The organism is Thermoplasmata archaeon (assembly GCA_038874435.1).
Taxonomy (GTDB): domain Archaea; phylum Thermoplasmatota; class Thermoplasmata; order Lutacidiplasmatales; family SKW197; genus SKW197.
In genome coordinates, this window is the sequence record JAVZCK010000005.1 from 79,494 (window position 1) to 101,621 (window position 22,128).

Genomic DNA, 22,128 nt, shown 5'->3' on the forward strand with positions numbered 1-22,128 from the left:
ATTTGGGGTGGTGTGTTGTCTCCAACATGTTTTTAGGACAGATAATGGCTATTGCTTGGTATGCCTTTCCTCAGTAGAGATTATGATGTGCTGTGGTAATTCTATATGAAACCTTGTCAATCCACACCGTGGACAGAATGTAAGATTCAGTTTCTTGTTTCTCTTGAGGTCATGGTTACAGTGAACGCACTTCAGATGCCCATTGTTCTCAATCTGCAATTCCATCCCCTTACCTCCGGATAAAAATTCATCCCTTCTGGCATTAAGATCACCTTCTTTTCAACCTTCTGGCTAATTCTTCATTTTTTTCAATTGCCAACCTTTTCTTTATTTCCTCTTCAAGCAGCGTTTCCACTGCTGGCTCTTTGTGCAGCATCTTCTCTGTGTAGGTATCCCAGCCAATATGAAACAGTTCTATGTGTGCCGTATCTATGTCTTCGAACCTTCCACTGGCAACAAGTTTCTGAAGGTTCTCTACATCTTTTTCTGAGAGCCGGAAAGCCCTGCCGTGATTCTGGAAAGTAAATTCGATGCAAAAACGGATTGCGTCTGAGATTGAAAGTCCGTAGGCCTCTCGGATTGCCAGTAGCATCTGCATGAATTCCTCCTGTAACCGTATTCCGACGAATCCAGTATTTACCGCTGCTTCTTCTTGCTCTGCCATTGTTTAACATAAGTTTAAAATAGTATTTAATACTTTCTATTACCCTTTAGCCAGCACAATGGACAGAAGAAATGAAAACAGAAAACCTCGAGTGGGCATTATCCTTATATATCACAAAAGTTTCCTGCTTTTACAAGGGCCCGTAGCTTAGCCTGGTTGGAGCGCCCGGCTGATAACCGGGAGGTCATGCGTTCAAATCGCATCGGGCCCATGGATTTCTCAGGTGTGAGTATGTGTGGTTTTACTTATGCAGACGCTGGTGTGGACATAGACAAAAAAGGAAATGCGGTTGAAAATCTAGTTAATCTCTTGAACTTCAAGAGGAAAGGTAGGTTTCGTGCCCTAAACCTGAAAGGTCATTTCGCTGGTGGTATTGAGTTCGAAAAATATGTGCTTGTACTTTCCACAGATGGCGTGGGGACAAAACTGCTTATTGCGAAGGCCCTCAACAAATGGGATACCGTGGGAATTGATTGTATCGCAATGAATGTGGACGATGTGCTTTGCATAGGTGCAGAGCCTGTCGCCTTTGTAGACTACATCGCAACGCCCTACATTGATAAACAACTTCTCACACAGATTGCAAAGGGATTAAATGAAGGTGCGAAGATGGCAAATGTTAGCATCGTAGGTGGTGAAACCGCTGTAATGAAAGATGTTGTGTGTGACTTAGACCTCTCTGGTACTGCTCTGGGGATTGTTGAGAAGAAAAAACTAATTACTGGCAAAGCGATCAGAGATGGAGATCTCATCGTAGGATTTCCAAGCTCAGGCTTGCATTCAAATGGATATACTCTTGTACGAAAGATTCTGGAGAAGAACGGCATAGAGTACACCGCAAAACCCGATAATTTTGAAAAAAACATTGGAGAGATTTTGCTTGAGCCGACGCGAATCTATGTGAAGGATGTGATTCCATTGCTTGATAAATATAGCATTCATGGAATGGCTCACATAACTGGTGGAGGACTCAGAAATCTTATTCGCCTACATCCAGAAAGAGAGTTTAGAATTACTGACCCCCTACCTGTACCTGCGATATTTCACTACATTCAAAAACTCGGAAGGGTGGATTTGAGAGAGATGTACCAGACATTCAACATGGGCATGGGTTTCTGCATAATTGTGCCAAAAAGGGATGCACTGGACATCGTGAAAGAGACAGATGGAAAAATTGTTGGGGAAGTAAGAAAGGGTAAGGGTGCTTCTCTGCCCCAACATAAAATAAAGTTTGAGGCGTACTAATTATCTCAGCAGGTAGCCAAAGCCATATTCTTTCAGTACCTGGGCATTTGCGATTGCAGTCACCTGTTCCTTCTTCACCGTGTACTTTAGGACTTCTTCGATGGGGTAGCCAACAAACTCACAAAGGATTTGCAGTCGCTCCAATGTGAAAGGTCTTTCGCCGAGGAGTAAAAGCTGTACATTCCAGCCAGGATGGATTTTTGAGCGGTATCCCAAAATCCTCGCAAGTGGATTCATCCCTCCTGCTTTCTCAATCCCCTCCTTCAGTAGCTTCACACGGATTTCAGCCAGAAGCCATATCCTTTTGGGGTCTATGTGCTTCCTGTCGCACGGAACTTCCACCATGTTGGTGTAATAGTACCATGCCATGGTTAAAATCTAACCCTCAGTGCTATATTAATTTTATTTGCATGATGATGCAAATATATCCCAAATGTTTATATTGGATGATGCCAATATGTTAGTGTGAAGACCATGTTGAAGGGAAATAGAGAAATTAAAGGTGTAGTTCAGGGATTACCACTGCTTCTGATTGTGGTGGTGATTATTGCTGCAGTTGGCATAGCAATTCTAGTGGGCTGGATGTACATGGTGAAAAAGCCAGAGCTGGACCATATCTCAATTGAGGTTACAGATATGACCATTGGTAACACATACGATTTCAACATCACGGCTTACGATGTAAATGGCAAAACTGTTGAGGGCGTTGAAATTCACCTCGAGGGCTGCGGGGTAGATGTAAAGAAGCTCACGGATAAAAATGGCCAGGCACAGTTCTCTGTAACACCTACACTGCCCACAAATGTGCATACTGGTGAGATTAAAGTCACCGCGCAATACACTGGTACAACAACCAAAATTGTCACAGGAATTATCACAGTTCACGACTGATAAAAATATTAAGCTGTAATTGTAAAGGTCGTCGGTGAAAAATTGGTAAGGGGTAAAAAAAAGGATCAATCGAATGGCGAACGCCATTTATTATTGTACGGAATTATAATGGGAATCATTGCAACAGTTGGAATTGCCATTATTTTTGGTTGGAATAATCGATGTCCAGCACCTGAAATAGAGCGAATCGCAGTTGAAATTAAAAATATGAGCAGTGGAAACTCCTATGACTTCAATATCACAGTTTACGACATCAACGGAAAACCTGTCGAAGGTGCAGAACTTCACTTGGTGGGTTGTGGTATTGATATGAAAAAAATCACAGACAAGAATGGAAGTGCGAGGTTCTTAATTACTCCACAATTACAACCAGGCGTTCACAGGGGAGAAATAAAGGTTACCGCAACATTTATGGGTAAAACACTTACTGATATCATCTATGTTCACGACTAACAGAGTTTCCAATTTCTTCCACAAACTGGACAGCACTTCAAGTCCTGAACACACTTATGATGGAACACGGCATTGCAACCACAGTGAACTACAAGGAAGCCCTGATAGATTTTTTCCTGGCAATATTTGCAAGTCGCTTCCTGATAGGCGGCATATTTTTTATAACCTCTTTTTTCTGTTCGTTTTGAAGGTACACATGGAAATCTCATTGTGGTAGCCATAAAATCTACTACATTTCCTTCTTCTATCTTTGAGGCTTTGATAACAGCTACACCATCGCCACTCAAAACCCTTATTTTCACCTGATAGGAGAGAAGTTCATCAGGGCTAAGAAAATCAACCTGGAGTGGCTTCTCCATCTCGATATCCCCAAATACCTCAATTTTTAGGAACTTTATCGGTTCTTCGCCATAGTTGTTTATTGTGAGTTCAGCAACTGTCCATTCATCCTCTTTCAGTTCAGCGAGTGGTCTCAACAACACAGATACAGGTAGAGTCATTCAATCACACTCCTTCAACAATCGTTCAACTTCTTCAGAGTTTTCATATACAAGGATTTCGGACAGAAGTTCTTTCGCTTCACCTTTCCTGTTATGAGCAATTAAAAGTTTCGCCTTTTGAAGCAAATACACAATGTTAAGTGGCTCGAGTGAAATTGCCTGATTCAAACACTGATAGGCCCCACCCCACTTCCCCTCAGCATTCAATATTTCCGCTTTTAATGCCCAGGCATCTCCGACATCTGGCATTATTCGTATGGCTGTGTCTACTGCCCTATCTGCATCCTCAAACCTTTGTTGGGTGAATAAAATCCTGGCCTTTTCGAGATGGGCAAGATAAAAGTTTTCCTCAATCTTTATTGATTCATTCAAAAACTGGATGGATGCACCCCATCTACCAGATGCCTTCATCACCAGTGCCTTACCATACCATGCAATAGCGTTCTGGGGCTGTTTCTCAAGCACGGCATCGAAGAATGATGATGATGCTGTGACTTCTCCCTCAAATATATGTCCGAATCCGCATACCAGGTTTGCATTTATGTTCTCTGGCTCTGACATCAGCACAATTTTTCCTAAAATTACTGCAGGTTCACCTCTTTTTTCCAGCAGGCAGTAGAGCGAGGCGAGACGAAGAAGAAAATCTGTGTTTCGAATTCCTTTTCCGCTATTCAGCTCATTCTTTAGGGTATCGATGCTGGCATTTATCAGTTTGATGTCTCCCACTGTGAGCACAGTTCCTGGTTTCACAGGCACCAATGGGATTTGGAGAAATTCAAAGAACCGATTATAATCATCACATGTTTTTAGCTCCACTGTATCATTCCCGAACACAGAGCTATATCTGTCAATTACAGAGTCGCCAGGATATACACACACAAACTTGAAACTGGGAAGCTTTCCATTGCAACTCTGACAGAGAGCAACGCCTGGACTGCCACAGACTACACATGCCACAACACCATATTGAGGAAGGTATAAAAAACCTTTTCGGGCGAGGGGGCTACACCCCCTTACGGTAACCTGCCTCAAGGAGATGCTTTCAGCATCTCCGAACCTACCCCCATTTTGGATGAAACCTTTTCGGGCGAAGCCTGAAAAGGTTTCCGTGAACGCTTTTCGGGGGCGTAAGCCCCTGAAAAGGGTTCTGCCGAGGGAGGGAGTTGAACCCCCAAAATGCAGATCTGCAGTCTGCCGCATTAGCCGCTCTGCCACCTCGGCATCAAGCAGGAGAATACATCTCCAAATAATAAATTTTTGTGAGGTGCAAGACCTAAGTTCTTCAAGATTTTCTGCTCACAATGTAGACACTGATACCTCTAAGAAAAATGGAGGAAGGAAAGGGAGAAAACAGGGACTGGATTTCTGCTAACTTCAAGCTGTGCCTCACAGCTTCTTCTAGAATTCCGTATTCCTCTTCTTTTTTACAGATTTCTGGCAATATTGAAAGGCCCTCGTAATATGTGTCTGAAAAGAACATCTTTCCGCCAGCATGCAGAACGCGATAGCACTCCTTGAGAAATTTCTTTATGTTAGGAACAACCTTTAGAAAGCCCCTGCACACAATCACATCAAACTCTTCATCTGAGAATGGAAGAGCCATCGCGTCGCCCAGAACAAACTCTAGATTTTTACGATCATACTTCTCTGCTCTCTTTTTTGCATAGTCCACCATCTCTTCCGATAGATCGACGCCTATTATTCTTGCCTTCTTCCATCGTTCCGCTAGTAAACAGGTAAGCACACCAGGTCCAGATGCCACATCTAACACCCTAACCGGAACAAACACATTTGCAGTGATAAAATCTGCAAACACAGAATAGACCTCCTCACATTTCTCTGGAGTATCCATTCTCTGGATGTATGCTTTCGGATCAAATTTGCAAAAATCCTTCATCCTATGTACCCTCTCGCCAGGACTCAAGATAATGCTTCTGAGCTTTTGTCAGATGATCTATCTCTATACCCAGCTCCTTCAATTTAAGGAACGCTACCTTCTCATCTATTTCGTTTGGTACTGGATAAACTTTTGCCTCCAGATTCTCATGCTCAGCTGCCAGTTCCTCTGCACATAATGCTTGAATCGCAAAACTAAGGTCCATTATCTCTACTGGATGACCCTGCCCTGCAACCAAATTCACAAGCCGCCCTTCTGCGAGGAGATACACTTTTTTTAGGTTTGGAAGTGTGTATTCCACTGTATGCTCTCGAACCTCTCTTTTCTGAATCGCTATTTTCTCAATCTTTGCTCTGGGAATTTCAACATCAAAATGCCCTGCATTAGCTAACACCAGACCATTCTTAGCCTTCAGAAGCTGTTTGACAGTAACTACATCTTTGCAGCCAGTAGCTGTGATAACAAAATCTGCTTCCTCTATTGCTCTTTCCATGGACATTACTCTGAATCCATCCATTCTCGCCTCAATCGCCTTGACAGGATCAACCTCAGTCACAATTACATCAGCACCCAGACCTCTTGCACGCATCGCAATTCCTCTGCCACACCACCCATATCCAGCAACAACTACGGTTTTGCCTGCAATCAGTAGATTTGTGGCTGAGAAAATTCCGTCGAATGTGCTCTGGCCTGTGCCATAACGGTTATCAAAGAGATGTTTCATTTTTGCATCGTTTACATCAAAAACTGGGAACTGGAGAATTTTCTCCTTTTCCATCGCTCGCAGACGCTGCACTCCTGTGGTTGTCTCCTCGTTAGCACCTCTTATATTATCTAACAACTCTCTTCTTTCAGTGTGAACAAGCTTTATTAGGTCTGCACCATCATCTATCAGAATGTCTGGCTCTATGTCAAGGACTTTGTGCAAGGCCTCGTAATACTCGTTTGTGGTCTCAAACTTTCGCGCATAACATTTTATTCCGTTCATTTCAGAAAGCGATGCAGCTACGGGTGGATCTGTAGTAAGTGGATTGCATGATGTGATTGCAATTTCAGCTCCTGCAGAAGCTAAAGTTATTGCAAGAGCAGCTGTTTTTGCTTCCACATGCAATGCCATGGCAATCTTTTTCCCTTTCAGAAACCCACTTTTCCTCATTTGCTCTCTAACTTCTGCCAACACTCTCATGTGCGTTAGTGCCCACTCAATTCGCTTATGCATTTATGCCACCGCTAGAGGCGTACCTATCAAAGGCAGGAGAAAATGCCGTAAAGCTACCATTGTTTCCCTATCTCTCCCCTTAACTTCCAGCGAACCATTTTCAAATTTAAAATTGAGCTTAAATTCCTTCTCTTCTTCCTCTATCTCAATCGCAGAAATCTCTCTTAATGGGACCTCATACCATTTATTTGCATCGTTCTCTGACACCAGAACGCTTGTAGTAGAAAGATATAGTTCGCCTTTCTTCCACACAACACTCAACACGGGGTTAAGCGAAGAAAATACAACATTGAAAGCGACTGGTTGCATTTTTTTAAGCACCATACCCACCATGGTATCTCCATCTCTCCCAATATTGTATCCTATATAAAATTTTGCCCGGAAATTTTACAAACACCAGAAAGTTTCGTGCAGAAAAATGTGGACCGGGCGAGATTTGAACTCGCGACCTCTCGCATGCCAAGCGAGCGATCTTCCACTGATCTACCGGCCCTGCAGTATTGCAGAAATCAAATGGAATATTAAAGATTGTGGTGGAATAACCTTTAATACCTCTCTCCTTTTGCATTCTGAGGAAAATGCTTGCAAGAAAGACCGTGTTCGTCATATTAAAAGAAGGTATTGCTGGCACCTTGGGTTTCATCACACTGTTTTTTGTGGCTAGATTCATGGGGGCTGAACCACTGGGTGTGGCAAGTTTCGCCCTTGCCTTTGTAAATGTTTTCAACATAATTGCAGACATGGGCTTTAATTCTGCCCATGTGAAACGGGTCTCAGAAAAGATAGATACAAACAATTGCATCGCAGTTTACATCCGATTCAAAATTATTCTCACCATTTCAGCGCTTGGAATTCTTATTGGTTTTCTGGCGCTTTTAGAAGTGTTTCACATCAACTTCTACGATTCTACCTATCCCGAAGTGATTTACATAATGATCGGTTACTTCATGATAGTCCAGATAATGTCAATTCCAAAATACACATACGATGCAAAGCTCCAGATTTACAGAGGCCAGATTAGTGCATTAGCTGGGGTTGTGGCAAAGGACATTCTTGTAATCGGGGCCGCTGTGCTAATGACAATTGGTCCTTATACAGTAGTGCAGAAGGGCATGGCACTTGCAGCTGGTTACTTGATTGAAGTGCTTGTAGCAGCAGTCATTCTCTATGTTTTCTTTATCAGAGAGGAAAAAATTGGGGTTTATGACAAAAAAATTGCAAAGAGGTATTTGCAGTTTGCAATTCCGTTTTTTCCTGTAGCAATTTTTTCAATGCTGGCGATTAGCGCAGACCGTCTCACTATTGGGTATTTTTGGGACGCAAAGGAAGTGGGAGTTTACACTGCAGTCCAGTCAATAGCAAACATGCTTGTGGTAGTCCAGAGTGCAGTAACCCTCGTACTCTTCCCAGCAGTTTCCTCTGAACATAAAGGCGGCAACATAAAAGAAATTGTGCGTTTAACAAGAGATGCAATAAAATACATTCTTCTTGTGCTGATGCCAGTGGGTGCAGGAATTACTGTTTTCAGTGCTGACATTATCCATGTGATTCTCTCAGATGAGTTCCTGATTGCAGAATACTGCTTTATTTTTCTCACATGGTATTACATTCTATTTTCTGTGAGCAACACCGCTGCAGTAACTATTGGGGGCACAGATAGACCAAAGCTGGGTGCAAGAATTACTCTTGTTTCCGCGGTATCTAACATCCTGCTGAATTTTGTTTTTGTGCCCTTCTGGGGCGCCACTGGAGCTGCACTCGCGACCCTGCTCTCGGGTACTGTCTACTTCGTAATGGCTGCGTACTTCTCAAGAAAGGTGCTTAATGCCAATATTCTGCCGGTTTCTGGTGTTAAAATTCTGGTGGCGGGTGCAATAACAACATTGGTTTTTTATGGCATAAAGCATGCATTTTTACCTGCACCCACAGAAATGAGAATTTATGTGCTTGTGCCCATACTCATCGGAGTCCTTGGCCTTTTCTTGCTCCTGCTCCACCTCTTTGGAGAGTTCGGTAAGAAAGAAATTGAGTTTTTCAAGAAAGCCAGTCACATAAAGGAAATGGGAAAAGGGATAAAAGAGGAAATCAGGATTAAAAGAAAATAATCTGTGAACTACTTCGCCACGAAAATATGGTACTTTTCTTTTGGGTTTTCAAGTTCAAGCTTGATTCTGTCAGCAATTAGTTTATCTGGTGCATGAATTTTCACACGATTTGTTATGTCTTGGAATGATGTAAAAGGACCTTTCTTTCTTTCCTCAACAATTGCCCACATTGTTTTCTTCCCAAGCCCTGGCAAGAGTTCAAGCATGTGAAACCTTGTTGTGATGGGCTGTGCTGTATTGTAAAAATCCACAAATCTCTTTTCCTGCTCCTTGACAATCTGGAGAATCACATATGGAAGCTCAACCTGAGCAGTAGGCGTGAGTTCCTCAAAACCGATTCTTCTTTTTATTTGGTGAATTTCCTTTCTCTTCTCCATGTCCTTGCCTATATAAACTCGGTCTCCTATAGATGGAGTAACATTTGGTTTGATTATTAGCTCAAACAATTTGAATTCCATGTCTCCTATAGCTAGAGCAAGTGGTTCCTTCTTTATTCGCTTGTCATCGTATCTTCCCTGAGGCAAAAAGTCAAGAATGTAAGCGTATTCCTCATATCGCTCCATTTCTCATCTCCCCGTGATTTTATTTATTTCTTTGAAATATACTTTTTCACTATTTCTAGGGCTGTAGAGACCCTGTTTTCATCAACATCCGACTCTTTCTGAAGAACCGCTCTTACCTCTTCAGGTGTGGCAGGTAAAATATCCGCAAGTTTCACTGATACCTCCTCTGAAAATTTTGCTTCAATCAATTCCTCGACCAGTTTTTTTGCATCCTTTGCATCCAATTTTGTGAAGTTACCAGCATGTTCTCTTGCCGCACTTGAAAACCTGCCCAACTCCCTTGTATTCGCCTCTGCATCCAAATAATCCTTTACCTCTGCAAGTGTAAGATATTTGCGCATAAATTTCACCTATTCAGAAACCCTCTTCAGGTGCTGAGGTGCACAGATTACCTGCTTTAACTTCTTGCCTTCTCTTACTTGCACCAGGTAGCATCTTCCCTGAACACCGACGATTGTACCAGTAAGCCCATGAAATCTAGGATGGGGCATACCTTCTGGTGAGCTTGGCTCAAGATGGATTGCTGCCTTTTCTCCTATCTCAAATTTCTGAAGATAGTGTGTGATAGGAGGCATACCTTTCTCTCTTGGTTTTTTTCTCAAGATTCCTCTTGTTCTGCACCTTATTCCTTTCGACGCCTTTACCATGTTTATTCCTCCAGCTTATCGTTTATCCAGATTACATCAAGAGTATGCACTCTGCATGGCACACCTGTGAGTTCCGCAACACTAGGTGTTGTTCGACCCTGATCTCCAGATACGAATTCTTTCACGTAGGTTCCAGCATCGCATTCAATCTCAAGCTGAGCAGTGTTTTCCCGCAGCCAGCAGAGCTTTATGTCATGGATTCTTCTCTTTCTTGTGAGGTCAGATCGCCTATGTAACACTCGGTTAGGAGTTTTCTGATATATATCCTTTTCCCTTAATTCCTTGACTGCCATCTCGAGTTTGTCTAGCTCAATCTTGGACTCGAATTCAACCACTGCCTGATACCTTTTTGTAGCTTTTTCCTCCTTGATTTTCTCCACCAGTTTACCGCTTACTAGTTTTAGACCTTCTACTTCCACAAACCCTTTTGCAAATTCATTTATTTCCTTTTCGAGTTTTTCAAGACAAAGCGTTCTTTTCACTGGCTCCCGTATCTCAAGAACAAAAGGCCTGCCATTACCCAACATTCTCACATCAATGTCCTCTCTTCCCATCCCATGGAAGAAATGCTCCTTGCCATTTGTGGCTTCCATTACCTTGGCTGCAATTAGTTCCTGAACACTCGTCTCATACATTTTTCCTTTCCCATTGCACCTCTTACAACCCTTTCCCCTACAGACCTTGCAGAGCCAACGCGTCTGTGGAATCTCCCTTGAAAATTTCCTGTATCTGCCGAACAAAAATAAGGGTCGGACTTCCAGTGTTGCAGTATCAAATCTTGTATCTAAAATAATGACACAATCTGGCTCTGAAAATTCAGCGTCTTTTCCTGTTAACTCAGAGATCTTTTTGCCTACTTCTCTATTAAACTCTAGCTTGATACTCTCTGCTTTTGTGGCTCCTGTCTCAAGAACAATTTTTTCCTCTTTCGCAAGGATTTCTTCGTCAAATCTAGAACCAACGAGAAATGTATTCCATTCTACTGTATCTAGCAACTCCACTGCAATTTGTGCATAGTGCTCAATTCTACCAAAGATTCCATGGCAGAGTTCACAATTTTCTGGTAAAACAAAGTTGTTTCTCATTTCTGCTGCGATTAACTCTGCTCTTTGGGGGTTAGTATAACCAGTGCCCTCTCTCCCGAACATCCTGCCCAGACAGTGCGGACATAATTTCCAAGCTTTGAGTTTTTCAGAAACCCTTCTACTGGGTGTGTCAAGAAACATTTCTCACATCACAGTAGTAACTTCATACCGAATCTGTGTACCCTTCAGAGATTTGTGCATCTTGCTTATGAGTTTTAACACATCGTCCATCTTTGCTTGCTTCTTCCACTTGTATTGGAAATCATGCATTCCAAATGCCTCTTCAAATCCCAACTCGTGCATTATCGGGACAATATCCTCTGGCGATGCACCTTCCGTGCTGAATATCATTCGAACATATGTTCTCATGGACTACACCAACTATAGGAAATACATGATACTATAAATCCTTTCGCCTCAGGTATTGCTGTTGCCATATCTCCCCGTTATGAGGTGTAATCTAAGCAGCGATGCCAATGCCTTGCAAAAAAATTATATATTACTCCCATTTAAATATGGCAACACAGACAAATTAACGGAGGTTATTATCTTGGCTCCTGAAGAACAGACCAAAGAACCTAAAGAAAAGAAAGGCAAGAAAAAAGAGAAAGAACCGAAGCCAGAGGAAACAAAAAAATCTGCTAAAGAGAAAGGATTAAAACCGGATTTCAAGTACATTGTTCGTTTAGTAAATACCGACATTTCTGGCTTGAAAAGCGTACTGATGGGGCTTACCCAGATAAAGGGTATAGGCATCAGAACCGCTCATTCAATTCTGAATACGACAACTCTTCCAAAATTTGAGAAAATAGGCAACCTTACAGACGAGCAGATAACCATGCTGGAAGAAACAATTCAGAATTATTGCAGGAACGGACCAGAATGGGCACTCAATCGCCAAAGAGATTTTGCGACTGGAGACAGTTTTCATCTGCTCGGCACTGACCTTGACCTCAGTAGACTTGAAGATATAAACATGCTGAAAATGATTCGTTGCTACAGAGGCGTTCGACATGAAAAGGGAAAGAAAGTCCGTGGCCAGAGGACTGCTAATCATGGTAGGAAAGGTATAACTGTCGGAGTCGCAAAGAAACCTGGGGCAAAAGCACCAGCTCAACCCGCACAGTCAGGTGGTGAAAAGAAATAGATGAGGTGATTAAATGGGCGACCCGAAAAAACCCAGAAAAAAGTTTGAGAAACCATCACATCCCTGGATAATCGAAAGGATTCAGGAAGAAAACGAACTTGTAAAGAATTATGGCCTCAAGAACAAGCGAGAGGTGTGGAAAGCAGAATCTTTGCTGAGAAACTGGAGAAGGCAGGCAAGGGACCTCCAGGCAAGAATCAGAAGGAAGGAGGCACAAGCAGAGGTTGAAATGAAGAATTTGTTCGGCAAACTCCAGAATCTTGGAATTCTAACAATGGAAAATCCCACACTTGATGATGTACTTGCTCTTGACATTGAAAAAATTTTAAGCAGGAGGCTGGAAACCCTCGTTTATACAAAGGGTCTGGCTAGCTCCTACCGGCAGGCACGACAACTCATTGTCCATGGCCACATTGCAGTTAATGGACACAAAGTGACCGTGCCAAGCTATCTCGTGAAGAAGAGCGAGGAGCCAACCATCCAGTATCTACAGAGCTCGCCATTAAATGACCCAATGCACCCCTGCAGGCCTAAATTACGGGAAGAAAAAGAGCAAAAGAAGGAGGTAAAGGAGGTGACACCAAATGCCTAAAGTAGGAATTGCTCACATTTTCGCATCCTACAACGATATAATTATCACCATTACAGATATTACGGGTGCCGAAACCCTAGCTAGATGCTCAGGGGGAATGGTAGTAAAGGCAGATAGAGAGGAAGGTTCTCCCTATGCAGCAATGAAGGCAACTGAGAGGGCTGCTGAGATGGCAAAGGAGAAGGGTGTTGAACTTGTCCATGTCAAAGTGAGGGCCCCTGGAGGTAACAAGAGTTTAACGCCTGGACCTGGTGCTCAGGCTGCAATAAGAGCATTGGCACGCTCTGGCCTAAAAATTGGAAGAATTGAAGATGTCACTCCTATTCCCCATGACGGTTGCAAGAAGAAAGGTGGAAGAAGGGGAAGAAGAGTATAAAGCAAGGTGGCTATAATGAAAATAAAGTTTCTTGAGCTTACAAACACAAGTGCAAGATTTGTATTGAGTGATGCAACGCCTGCAGAGGCAAATGCATTGAGAAGAACTCTGCTCAGCGAAATTCCCAAGCTTGCAATTGATAAAGTGGAAATTTTGCTGGGTAACATAAGGGACGAGAGTGGCAAAGAGTATGAGAGTGTCACGCCCCTCTTTGACGAAATAATTGCACATCGCCTTGCCCTAGTTCCTCTTCCCACAGACCTCTCAATGAAGTTCCCTGATGAGTGCACATGCAAGGGACAGGGTTGTGCTTCATGCTCAGTTATTTACACAATAAACAAGAAGGGCCCAGGAATGGTTTATTCTGGTGACCTTATTCCCTTAGGAGACCCAAAGTTCAAGCCGGTGGATGACCTCATTCCAATTGTCAAAATCAACGAGAAACAGGCAGTGCTGCTCTATGCAACTGCAATAATGGGTAAGGCAAAGGAACATGCAAAATGGCAAGTGGCACATGCTGTGGGCTACAAATACTATCCAGATGTGAAGATTAATGTAGAGAAATGCACAAACTGTATGGAGTGCATAAAATACTGCCCAAAGAAGGTCTTTGAAAACCAGGATGGAAAAGTTGTCGTGAAATCGCTAGAAGCATGTGATCTCTGTAACTCCTGCGTAGAAGTATGTCCAAAGGGAGCGCTTACGGTGAAGGGTAGCGAAAAAGATTTCATTTTCACATTCGAGACAGATGGCTCCCTCTCAGCAAAAGCTGCATTGGCTAAAGCCCTGGAAATTTTATCAAGTTCTTTTGCACAAGTGAAAGACACACTTTCAATGCTGGGCTAGGCACATACTATGGTACGGCGGGGACGGCGGAGGACGAAAGAGGATCTTCAGCTTGCAGAAGAGCGCATTCGCTGGCTTTTTGAAACCTCTAGAAAGTTTTTCAACTCAGGCTGGCTTGACCACTCTAAACGCTGCATTCAGCTTGCAAGGAAGATCGGAATGAGATATAATGTGAGAGTCCCAAATGAATTGAAACGACTCTACTGTAAAACATGCTACACGCTCCTGATTCCTGGCAGGACTGCAAGAGTGAGAGTGAAAAAAGCAAGAGTTATCATCACATGCCAGAATTGTGGGAATGTTTTAAGATACCCGTATATCAGGGAAAAACATGCAAGGAAATTGGAACATGCAAGAACTTCACAAAATTGAAGCGACAGTGCGTGTGGGAAAGAATGGCATCACTGAGAGCGTGCTCAATGAAATAAGAAACCAGCTTAAGAAGAGAAAAGTGATTAAAATCAAATTTTTGAAGAGTACCAAGGACCTCGGAACGGTAAAGGAGTTTGCAGAGATGCTAGAAAAGAAAACAGGGGCAAGGGTGCTGGATGTGCGAGGTGGTACTGTGATTCTAAGTGTCAAGGGGCGAGAAAATGAAAAACCAAAAAGCTGAGGGTTTTGCACCTGGCCATATCTCTGTCTTTTTCGCACCGTATTATCACAAAAATCTGCCCAGAACTGGCTCATATGGTGCGGGTATTTGCATTACCTCTGGCTGCACTGCAGAGGTTGTGGTGGAAAAAACGGACAGTGTTGAGATTTTGACAATGCTCGATGGGAAGGCCAGAAAACTTGAGGTGACAGAGGAAGCAATTCGTTTACTTCTTAAGGATGCAAACCTGCAGATGAAAGTTGTGTGCAACCTGAAACACATGCTTCCCGTATCTCAGGGTTTCGGGATGAGTGCTTCTGGCACACTGAGTGCCCTTCTTGCCCTCTGCAAGATTATCAGGATGCCTGCGAGCACAGCATTCCAGGTAGCACACAAAGCTGAAGTGTTGCACAGGACTGGACTTGGAGATGTGGCGGGAATAAGTGCTGGTGGCTATGAAATCCGTGTAAAACCGGGACTTCCTCCCTATGGTATTGTGGACAGAATTGTTTGTGGGGAAAAGGAGAACACCTTGCTTCTCTGTGTGCTTGGAGGGACCTTAGAAACAAAGAAAGTTCTTTCTGATAAGAAAGCAGTTGAACTCTGCTCTATAATGGGTAGGAAAACTCTGGCAAAACTTCTGACAGAGCCGACAGTTAAAAATCTTTGCTTGTGCGGTTTTGAATTTGCGAAATCTACAGGACTTGCCAGCCCTGAAATTGTGAAATGTGTTGAAAGTTTGTGGAATGCAGGGATTCCAGCTAGCATGGTCATGCTTGGCAACTCGGTGTTTGCGGTTGTGAGCGGAAGCAAGAAGAGGATTGCTGAAGAAATACTCCTGAGTTATGGAAAAGTGTTCTGCACGAAAGTGTGGCACCCGCTATAGTTTTTTCAAATATTCAATCAAACCGCCCGCCGCCCAGATTCTATAGAGTAACTCTGGTGGTTTCTCAAATTCTGTGGTGATGCCAGATGCAGTAATTCTGTTTTGCTTGAGGTCAATTAAGACAGCATCACCATCTTTCAGTTTGGTTTTGAGCGACGCCTTGAGTTTGAGCGGTAGAATCCCATTGTTGACGCAGTTCCTGAAAAAAATTCTGCCAAAACTTTCTGCCAGAATTAGGTTTATGCCAAGCACCTTAAGCACGAGGACTGCCTGCTCTCTACTTGACCCACAGCCAAAATTTCTACCAGCAACAATCACATCGCCCCCCTTAACTCTAACCCCAAACTCTTCTTTTGAATTTTCAAATGCAAACTTGGCAAGTTTCTGGATGTCCCTTTCTGCAAGGCGTCTTCCTGCAATAATTTCGTCTGTTGAGACATTGTCTCCAAAGATCCAGACAGTTGCGGTGAGGACTTCGGAAGGGGATGGTGTCATCATTCATAGTAAGCAGTTCTTGGATAAAAGAATGGTGTCTGCATGATTGTGATTTCTACCCTCCCTTTTTATATACCCATCCTTCTTTCCCTTTCTCATGGATGAGAGCGTAAAGAAAGCAATTCGAAATTTCGCACTCCAGAATGCAGTGCAGCATGGTGGCAAGGCAGACCAAAAAGCAGTGGTAGGTAGAATCGCAAGCACATTTCCTGAGTTGAGAGCTAAAATAAAAGAGATGATGCCTGAGATTGCAAAAATTGTGGAGGAAGTGAACTCACTTTCGCTGGAGCAGCAGACCGAAGAACTGCAGAGAAATGCACCCGAGCTATTACAGAAAGAGAAAAAGGAGAAAGAATTTGTTTTGCCAGAATTACCTGAAGTAAAGGGTACTGTTGTGATGAGACTAGCTCCCTTTCCCTCAGGTGCACCCCACATAGGTAATGCCAGAAGTTTTATCCTCAACGACGAATATGTGCGGAAATACAATGGTAAACTCTATCTTGTTTTTGACGACACAATTGGTTCAGAAGAAAAAATTCCACAGGCAGAGTCATATGACCTTATAAGGGAGAGCTTGGCCTATCTCGGAATTAAGTATGAGCAGGAAATTTTCAAGTCGGATAGAATGGAAATTTTCTATGCGTGGGCAAGGAAAATTATTGAGAAAGGGTATGCCTATGTATGCCAGTGTGATGCTAGCACATTGCGAAAATATCGCGAGGAAGGTAGAGAATGCGACCATCGCAGGCAAAGTGTTGAAGAGAACCTTGAGAAATGGGAAAAAATGCTGGCTAATGCCTATGCTGAAGGCGAAGCAATCCTAAGAATAAAAACAGACATGAAGCACAAAAACCCTGCTTTCAGAGATAGGGTGCTATTCAGAATTTCCAGGCGGGAACATCCAAGGGTTGGCACAAAATACAGTGTCTGGCCATTACTTGAGTTTTCTTGGGCAGTTGATGACCATTTGCTTGGCATCACCCATGTGCTTCGCGGCAAGGACCTGATGATGGAGGATATGATGGAACAGTATATCTGGGAAATTTTCGGAATAAAAGGGCCAGTTTTCCTTCACTATGGGATGCTCATGCTTTCTGAAATGAAGTTGAGCAAGAGCAAGTCAATGAAAGAGGTGCTGTCAGGTACATACTCTGGCTGGGATGACCCAAGAACCTGGAGCTTGCTTTCACTGAGGAGGCGCGGGATTCAGCCAAAAGCAATACGAAATTTCATCACCTCTTTCGGTGTAAGTTTATCTGACATTGAGGTGCCTGCAGAAAATCTGTATGCTGAGAACAGAAAAATTGTGGATGGAATTGCACCAAGATACTTCTTTGTGCCTGAGCCCGTGAAAATCAGAATAAATCTGGATGGCGAGAAGGAACTGGAACTTCAAAACCATCCTGTTAACCAGGCACTCGGAAAGCGAAAACTAAGTGTTGGAAATGAAGTGTTCATTCCCAAGTCAGATTTCGAGAATTATCTTGGCCAGGAAATTCGTCTCAAGGACTTCTGCAACATTCTCTGCCAGGAAAATGCAAGAATCACATCATGGGAAAATAAGAACATTCCCAGAATCCAGTGGGTGCCTTGTTTAGAATCTGTGAGTATGGAGATTGTGCAACCCGACGGTACAGTTATCACAGGTGTCGCAGAGAAAAATCTTGCTCATGCCAATGTAAACGACATTGTCCAGCTTGAAAGATATGGATTTGTAAGAGTTGATGCAAAAGGTGAAAGAATAAAGGCATACTTTGGGCATAGATAAATCTGGCAACCGCTTTCGAAAAACTTACTTACTTGTTTTCTACCAATTAATCCTCACTATACAGAAAACCTCACTATACAGAAAAACCTTTATCCTCTTGCCGCTTTTATTCCTCGGTGAAACCATGAAGTCCGAAATCTCTGGCTTCTATAAAATGAGCATTGAGGAGCGGCTGAAACTTGTGAAGGAATTTGCAAATCTTGCAGAGACAGACATAGAACCCCTGAAAAACACAGGGAATGTTGAACCAAAAATGCTGGACAGGATGATTGAAAATGTGGTTGGTTGCATGATTTTACCGCTAGGAATTGCTGTGAATTTTTTGATAAATGAAAAGGATTACCTTGTGCCAATGGCAATTGAGGAGGCATCTGTAGTAGCTGCGGCTTCGCATGGTGCAAAGCTTGCAAGAGCTGGAGGTGGTTTCAGAGCAACAACTACGGAGCCAGTGATGATTGGACAGGTGCAGGTGACAAAGGTACCCAACCCACACGGAGCAAAGATGCGAATTCTGGAACATAAAGAAGAGATTCTTGCAATGGCAAACGAAAAAGACCCGATTTTGATTAAGCTGGGTGGTGGTGCTAAGGACTTGACTGTGCGGGTGATTGAGAGCAGAAGAGGCAGTTATGTGGTAATAAATCTACTGGTGAACACTAAGGATGCGATGGGAGCTAACGCAGTGAACACAATGGCAGAGGCAATTGCACCTTTCATTGAGAATATCACTGGCGGTAAGGTAGTGCTCAGAATTATTTCAAATCTTGCTGTTTATAGATTGGCCAGAGCAAGAGCAGTGTTCAAAAAAGAATTGCTAGCAAAGGAGGAATTCGGGTTAAGCGGAGAGGATGTTGTGGAGGCAATCCTGGATGCTTATGAACTTGCAGAAGTTGATCCATTTAGATGTGCTACGCACAACAAGGGAATTATGAACGGAATAAGTGCAGTTGCTATAGCAACTGGTAACGACTTCAGAGCTTTGGAGGCAGGGGCGCACTCCTATGCTTTTTATGCACATGGCACCTATAAGCCACTTACAAAGTATGAGAAAGATGCTGAAGGAAACCTTGTTGGAACGATTGAACTGCCAATTGCTGTTGGTCTTGTTGGTGGCGTCACTGCAGTGCATCCAATTGCAAAAACCGCTGTAAAAATTCTTGGGGTTAAGAGTGCCCAGGAACTAGCATGTGTTATGGCAAGTGTTGGGCTTGCTCAAAACTTTGCAGCTTTGCGGGCTTTAGCCACTGAAGGAATTCAGAAGGGACACATGAGTCTGCATGCCAGAAACATCGCCGCAAGTGTTGGTGCTGTGGGTGAGGAAATTGACATAGTTGCGGAGAAGCTTGTGGCGGAGCGCAAGATAAGGATGGACAGGGCAAAGGAATTGCTGGAAGAATTGAGAAAGAAATGAAAATAATATTTGGCACTCCGTTTCTTGTGCATGCTGGTGTTGTGGCGATTGCAGATACCCACATAGGTGTTGAGTTTCATCTTAAGAAAGCTGGTTTTGCAGTGCAGAGCAATGCAGCAATGTATGCAGAGCAAGCTGTGAGTGTGGGAAAAGAATATGATGCAAAAATTCTGGTGCATCTGGGGGATGTGAAACACACGATTGGCAGAAGTAGCCCAGCGGAACAGAGACAGGTGATAAATTTCTTCAAAATTTTAGGGACATGGTTCAAAAAAGTGATTGTAATAAAAGGAAACCATGATGGTGGTCTTGCTCTTCCAGATGCAATTGAGGTCTGTAAGAGTTTTACTCACGAAGGAGTGGGGTTTCTGCACGGGCATTGCTATCCAGAACAGCGATTGAGGGCTTGTAAGAGTATTGTTTGCGGGCATGTGCATCCCTGCATAAAATTCAAAGATGGTCTAGGTAGGCAAAAGAGTTATAGGTGCTGGCTTGTCGCTAATGTGAACAGAGCATTCAGAGAAAAGTTTGGTCTTGAGAAAGCGAGAAAGTTATTTGTAATGCCTGCTGCAAGTGATTTTGTGGGCATGCGGGAAATAAATAATCTGGCATTGAACGGATTCCTTGTTTCCTGGCAATACATGAACCAGAAAAAATCAGAGTTTTATCTTTTTGATGGTACCTTCCTTGGAAGCATGGAACATTTGGAAAAAGTCCAGATGTAAATTGAGAAACCAAAAAATAAGGAATAATTAAGATGGTTTGATTCTGCGTCTTCTGGCGACAAAGAGTAGAAAAGCGATGACCAGCACACAGGGCAGCAATGTAGCTGCTTCATCCACAGGACTCCCAAGTGGATACCAATCGCTTGCACCAACACCTCCGTCTATGGGATACGCATTTGCTGTGCCGTTGTCGTTGCCATCCCAGTTGCTCCAGTAGTTTCCTTTGAATCTATACATTCAATGCTTCCGCAACCTTATTTTAGAATACCAATTCACAGCAAGTATAATGTTCAAAATAATTAAGAGAATGATAAGGTTCATGTTTTCACCCACATAATTATGTACAAGGGTTGTGATGTTGATTGTATCTTTCACTGAGGGATTACCAGCGGAAGTTGCAGTAATCACAAACTTGACACTTGTGCCTTCTTCAGCAGAAAGCGGAATTGTGACATTGATGTATGCAGTTCTTACCTCATCTGGTAGAATTTCTGTGCCATCAAACTCAATACTCACATTCCATTCCGCTGGAACGCTGGTATTGACAAGCGTGATGCTGTCTATGTTCGCACCAGTATTTTTAATTTCTACTTCATAGACCAGAGTTTCTCCTGGTGCTCCAACATTCACCCTATCACCACCCAGAATCTCCACACCGTATGGTTCTGGCACCCAGAACGGTGAGATTTCAAGGAAAAATAACCCAATTCCCGCGGCACCAAAATACCAGCCAGTGTAAAATTCAGTGTCTGGGCGAAGTTGTTCCTCCCAGTTCCATTTCTTTACTCCTGGCGAAACCTCTATTGCAACGCCTCCAACCCAGTTCGCTGCCTTCTTCGCCGTTTCCAGATAAACCTGGTTTCCAGAGATTGTGTAAGCATAGAGCATCTGATGGCCAATGCCTGCCGCACCCCTTAGCATGGAGGTTTCGTAGTAGTCCGTGCCAACAATTGAAGGCCATTTCATCATTTTTTCATTAACTTCAACTCCTGTTGAGATTGTCCAGTTCGCACTTTCCATTCCGTATCTGAGATAGGTCTGGTTGGCTGTAGCATTGTAAAGCATGAACATCACATAGGAGGTGCTCGGGTCTCCATGGCAAAAAATGTTGTAATATTGAGTGAAGGTTGTGTTACCAGGATTCACATTCACCGCCTTGCTTATGAGCCAGTTTGCACCACCCTTTGCATACTCCAAATAAGTTGCATTTCCTGTGGTTTCATACATCAGAATAAAGAACTGCACGATGCCCGTAGTTCCGCCGCACCAGTAAATTGAAGGCGATGTGTCCGTTTCAATTCTCACCCAGGCATACTGGTCATCTGATGGATGCTGGGCAATCGCAATAAGCCATCTTGCACCACCCTCTGCGTACTCCATGTATGTGCTATTTCCTGTCTCAACAGCGAGCTGTCTAAGAAAATCCGAAACACCTGCAACTCCATGTGCCCAGCCAGTAAAGTTTATGTTGGAACCCTCCTCTATGTTCCATTTATACCCTCCATATTGAGGCACTGCCTTACTCAATAGCCAGTTTGCTGATTTATTTGCATACTCCAAGTATGTTGCGTTGCCTGTGGTTTTCCAGAGCAGAAGGAAATATTCACCAACAGCGCTCACACCACCGAATTTATCTGTCTGGTAGCTCGGATAGCCCTCAAACCACTCCCACTTACAGGCATCCTCTGACACAGAAATTGCTTTGGAAATCAACCACCTTCCAGCACCTTCAGCATAATCGAGATATGTGGCATTGCCTGTTGCATTGTAAAGCTTCGCAAAGAACTGCCCAATTCCGCAAACTCCTTCTGACAGTTCCAGGTAATACCAGGTTGAGTTTTGCTCTGAAGTAAACCACTTGTAACATCCTGGAGAGGGTTGCTTCGCTACCGAGATGAGCCATCTTGCCGCACACTCAGCATTGTAGAGATATGGATTTTGTGACCTCTCAGCAGGAGTGGTTTCTTGAAAAGTTATACCATTGCCATGCGATGTGTTTTGATAGAAACTCAATATAATTA

Annotated in this window: 30 protein-coding genes and 3 tRNA genes; 15 read left to right on the forward strand and 18 right to left on the reverse strand. The window is 43.3% G+C overall.

Annotation, left to right across the window (positions count from 1 at the left end; genetic code table 11):
• Positions 1 to 48 precede the first annotated feature (48 nt).
• Positions 49 to 225 (reverse strand): hypothetical protein, encoded by a 177-nt coding sequence (locus QXD64_03350; GenBank protein MEM3396351.1) that lies wholly within the window; start codon positions 223 to 225, stop codon positions 49 to 51.
• A gap of 43 nt (positions 226 to 268) precedes the next feature.
• Entirely contained in the window at positions 269 to 664 is a 396-nt protein-coding gene (locus tag QXD64_03355; protein ID MEM3396352.1) for a hypothetical protein, read from the reverse strand.
• A gap of 136 nt (positions 665 to 800) precedes the next feature.
• On the opposite strand from QXD64_03355, the gene QXD64_03360 reads away from it, so the two are divergent.
• Positions 801 to 875 (forward strand) — tRNA-Ile (locus QXD64_03360).
• 20 nt (positions 876 to 895) lie between these two features.
• Complete coding sequence (gene purM, locus QXD64_03365; GenBank protein MEM3396353.1) at positions 896 to 1,909, forward strand: phosphoribosylformylglycinamidine cyclo-ligase; 1,014 nt, start codon at positions 896 to 898, stop codon at positions 1,907 to 1,909.
• Here purM and QXD64_03370 read toward each other — a convergent pair whose 3' ends face one another.
• Positions 1,910 to 2,278 carry a hypothetical protein gene (locus QXD64_03370; GenBank protein ID MEM3396354.1) on the reverse strand — a complete coding sequence of 123 codons (369 nt, stop codon included), beginning with the start codon at positions 2,276 to 2,278 and terminating at the stop codon, positions 1,910 to 1,912. It abuts the gene before it with no gap.
• A gap of 105 nt (positions 2,279 to 2,383) precedes the next feature.
• On the opposite strand from QXD64_03370, the gene QXD64_03375 reads away from it, so the two are divergent.
• Both QXD64_03375 and QXD64_03380 read left to right on the forward strand, forming a co-directional pair.
• The gene (locus tag QXD64_03375; GenBank protein ID MEM3396355.1) at positions 2,384 to 2,800 is read left to right on the forward strand and encodes a hypothetical protein; all 417 of its coding nucleotides are present in this window, start codon (positions 2,384 to 2,386) and stop codon (positions 2,798 to 2,800) included.
• 108 nt (positions 2,801 to 2,908) lie between these two features.
• The gene (locus tag QXD64_03380; protein MEM3396356.1) at positions 2,909 to 3,253 is read left to right on the forward strand and encodes a hypothetical protein; all 345 of its coding nucleotides are present in this window, start codon (positions 2,909 to 2,911) and stop codon (positions 3,251 to 3,253) included.
• On the opposite strand, the gene QXD64_03385 is transcribed toward QXD64_03380, so the two are convergent.
• The 7 genes from QXD64_03385 to QXD64_03415 all read right to left on the reverse strand — a co-directional run bounded on the left by QXD64_03385 (position 3,250) and on the right by QXD64_03415 (position 7,362).
• On the reverse strand, positions 3,250 to 3,753 hold the full coding sequence (locus tag QXD64_03385; GenBank protein ID MEM3396357.1) for a hypothetical protein: 504 nt from the start codon (positions 3,751 to 3,753) through the stop codon (positions 3,250 to 3,252). The genes QXD64_03380 and QXD64_03385 overlap by 4 nt on opposite strands.
• The gene (locus tag QXD64_03390) at positions 3,754 to 4,710 is read right to left on the reverse strand and encodes a tetratricopeptide repeat protein (GenBank protein ID MEM3396358.1); all 957 of its coding nucleotides are present in this window, start codon (positions 4,708 to 4,710) and stop codon (positions 3,754 to 3,756) included.
• A gap of 191 nt (positions 4,711 to 4,901) precedes the next feature.
• Positions 4,902 to 4,974 (reverse strand) — tRNA-Cys (locus QXD64_03395).
• Positions 4,975 to 5,035: 61 nt separating this feature from the next.
• Positions 5,036 to 5,650 carry a class I SAM-dependent methyltransferase gene (locus tag QXD64_03400; protein MEM3396359.1) on the reverse strand — a complete coding sequence of 205 codons (615 nt, stop codon included), beginning with the start codon at positions 5,648 to 5,650 and terminating at the stop codon, positions 5,036 to 5,038.
• Between the two features lies 1 nt (position 5,651).
• Positions 5,652 to 6,869 carry an adenosylhomocysteinase gene (locus QXD64_03405; GenBank protein ID MEM3396360.1) on the reverse strand — a complete coding sequence of 406 codons (1,218 nt, stop codon included), beginning with the start codon at positions 6,867 to 6,869 and terminating at the stop codon, positions 5,652 to 5,654.
• Complete coding sequence (locus tag QXD64_03410; protein MEM3396361.1) at positions 6,870 to 7,202, reverse strand: hypothetical protein; 333 nt, start codon at positions 7,200 to 7,202, stop codon at positions 6,870 to 6,872.
• A gap of 88 nt (positions 7,203 to 7,290) precedes the next feature.
• Positions 7,291 to 7,362 (reverse strand) — tRNA-Ala (locus tag QXD64_03415).
• An 85-nt stretch (positions 7,363 to 7,447) separates the two neighbouring features.
• Here QXD64_03415 and QXD64_03420 point away from each other — a divergent pair.
• Positions 7,448 to 8,974, forward strand: a complete 1,527-nt coding sequence (locus QXD64_03420; protein MEM3396362.1) for a flippase — start codon at positions 7,448 to 7,450, stop codon at positions 8,972 to 8,974.
• Between the two features lie 8 nt (positions 8,975 to 8,982).
• On the opposite strand, the gene QXD64_03425 is transcribed toward QXD64_03420, so the two are convergent.
• Genes QXD64_03425 through QXD64_03445 form a run of 5 tightly spaced genes read right to left on the reverse strand, consistent with a single transcriptional unit; the run spans position 8,983 to position 11,638 of the window.
• Positions 8,983 to 9,537, reverse strand: a complete 555-nt coding sequence (locus QXD64_03425; protein ID MEM3396363.1) for a DUF655 domain-containing protein — start codon at positions 9,535 to 9,537, stop codon at positions 8,983 to 8,985.
• A gap of 23 nt (positions 9,538 to 9,560) precedes the next feature.
• Positions 9,561 to 9,878, reverse strand: coding sequence for an RNA polymerase (locus tag QXD64_03430; protein ID MEM3396364.1), 318 nt, complete (start codon positions 9,876 to 9,878; stop codon positions 9,561 to 9,563).
• Positions 9,879 to 9,887: 9 nt separating this feature from the next.
• The gene (locus tag QXD64_03435; protein ID MEM3396365.1) at positions 9,888 to 10,184 is read right to left on the reverse strand and encodes a 50S ribosomal protein L21e; all 297 of its coding nucleotides are present in this window, start codon (positions 10,182 to 10,184) and stop codon (positions 9,888 to 9,890) included.
• A gap of 2 nt (positions 10,185 to 10,186) precedes the next feature.
• Complete coding sequence (locus QXD64_03440; protein ID MEM3396366.1) at positions 10,187 to 11,410, reverse strand: tRNA pseudouridine(54/55) synthase Pus10; 1,224 nt, start codon at positions 11,408 to 11,410, stop codon at positions 10,187 to 10,189.
• Positions 11,411 to 11,413: 3 nt separating this feature from the next.
• The gene (locus QXD64_03445) at positions 11,414 to 11,638 is read right to left on the reverse strand and encodes a hypothetical protein (protein MEM3396367.1); all 225 of its coding nucleotides are present in this window, start codon (positions 11,636 to 11,638) and stop codon (positions 11,414 to 11,416) included.
• Between the two features lie 181 nt (positions 11,639 to 11,819).
• Between QXD64_03445 and QXD64_03450 the strand changes: the two genes are divergently transcribed.
• The 7 genes from QXD64_03450 to QXD64_03480 are packed head-to-tail and all read left to right on the forward strand — an operon-like array spanning position 11,820 to position 15,708.
• The gene (locus QXD64_03450; protein MEM3396368.1) at positions 11,820 to 12,416 is read left to right on the forward strand and encodes a 30S ribosomal protein S13; all 597 of its coding nucleotides are present in this window, start codon (positions 11,820 to 11,822) and stop codon (positions 12,414 to 12,416) included.
• A 13-nt stretch (positions 12,417 to 12,429) separates the two neighbouring features.
• Positions 12,430 to 13,008: a 30S ribosomal protein S4 gene (locus tag QXD64_03455; GenBank protein ID MEM3396369.1), complete on the forward strand. Its 579-nt coding sequence runs from the start codon at positions 12,430 to 12,432 to the stop codon at positions 13,006 to 13,008.
• Positions 13,001 to 13,384, forward strand: coding sequence for a 30S ribosomal protein S11 (locus tag QXD64_03460; protein MEM3396370.1), 384 nt, complete (start codon positions 13,001 to 13,003; stop codon positions 13,382 to 13,384). Before QXD64_03455 ends, QXD64_03460 begins: the two co-directional genes overlap by 8 nt.
• 15 nt (positions 13,385 to 13,399) lie before the next feature.
• A complete protein-coding gene (locus QXD64_03465; protein MEM3396371.1) occupies positions 13,400 to 14,230 on the forward strand; it encodes a DNA-directed RNA polymerase subunit D in 831 nt (276 codons plus the stop codon).
• 9 nt (positions 14,231 to 14,239) lie between these two features.
• On the forward strand, positions 14,240 to 14,602 hold the full coding sequence (locus QXD64_03470; GenBank protein ID MEM3396372.1) for a ribonuclease P protein component 4: 363 nt from the start codon (positions 14,240 to 14,242) through the stop codon (positions 14,600 to 14,602).
• Complete coding sequence (locus tag QXD64_03475; protein MEM3396373.1) at positions 14,562 to 14,843, forward strand: YhbY family RNA-binding protein; 282 nt, start codon at positions 14,562 to 14,564, stop codon at positions 14,841 to 14,843. The genes QXD64_03470 and QXD64_03475 overlap by 41 nt, the downstream gene beginning before the upstream one ends.
• Positions 14,824 to 15,708: a hypothetical protein gene (locus QXD64_03480; protein MEM3396374.1), complete on the forward strand. Its 885-nt coding sequence runs from the start codon at positions 14,824 to 14,826 to the stop codon at positions 15,706 to 15,708. The genes QXD64_03475 and QXD64_03480 overlap by 20 nt, the downstream gene beginning before the upstream one ends.
• Here the strand turns inward: QXD64_03480 and QXD64_03485 are convergent.
• Positions 15,703 to 16,203 (reverse strand): 3-isopropylmalate dehydratase, encoded by a 501-nt coding sequence (locus QXD64_03485; protein MEM3396375.1) that lies wholly within the window; start codon positions 16,201 to 16,203, stop codon positions 15,703 to 15,705. The two genes, QXD64_03480 and QXD64_03485, sit on opposite strands and share 6 nt — an antisense overlap.
• 97 nt (positions 16,204 to 16,300) lie before the next feature.
• Here QXD64_03485 and QXD64_03490 point away from each other — a divergent pair, with 97 nt between their 5' ends.
• The 3 genes from QXD64_03490 (at position 16,301) to QXD64_03500 (ending at position 20,107) form a co-directional block, all read left to right on the forward strand.
• Positions 16,301 to 17,971, forward strand: a complete 1,671-nt coding sequence (locus QXD64_03490) for a glutamate--tRNA ligase (protein MEM3396376.1) — start codon at positions 16,301 to 16,303, stop codon at positions 17,969 to 17,971.
• Between the two features lie 124 nt (positions 17,972 to 18,095).
• On the forward strand, positions 18,096 to 19,382 hold the full coding sequence (locus QXD64_03495) for a hydroxymethylglutaryl-CoA reductase, degradative (protein ID MEM3396377.1): 1,287 nt from the start codon (positions 18,096 to 18,098) through the stop codon (positions 19,380 to 19,382).
• Positions 19,379 to 20,107: a metallophosphoesterase gene (locus QXD64_03500; GenBank protein MEM3396378.1), complete on the forward strand. Its 729-nt coding sequence runs from the start codon at positions 19,379 to 19,381 to the stop codon at positions 20,105 to 20,107. Before QXD64_03495 ends, QXD64_03500 begins: the two co-directional genes overlap by 4 nt.
• Positions 20,108 to 20,134: 27 nt before the next feature.
• Here QXD64_03500 and QXD64_03505 read toward each other — a convergent pair whose 3' ends face one another.
• Together QXD64_03505 and QXD64_03510 are read right to left on the reverse strand one after the other, a co-directional pair.
• On the reverse strand, positions 20,135 to 20,344 hold the full coding sequence (locus QXD64_03505) for a hypothetical protein (protein ID MEM3396379.1): 210 nt from the start codon (positions 20,342 to 20,344) through the stop codon (positions 20,135 to 20,137).
• On the reverse strand, positions 20,345 to 22,120 hold the full coding sequence (locus QXD64_03510; protein MEM3396380.1) for a lanthionine synthetase LanC family protein: 1,776 nt from the start codon (positions 22,118 to 22,120) through the stop codon (positions 20,345 to 20,347).
• Between the last annotated feature and the right edge of the window lie 8 nt (positions 22,121 to 22,128).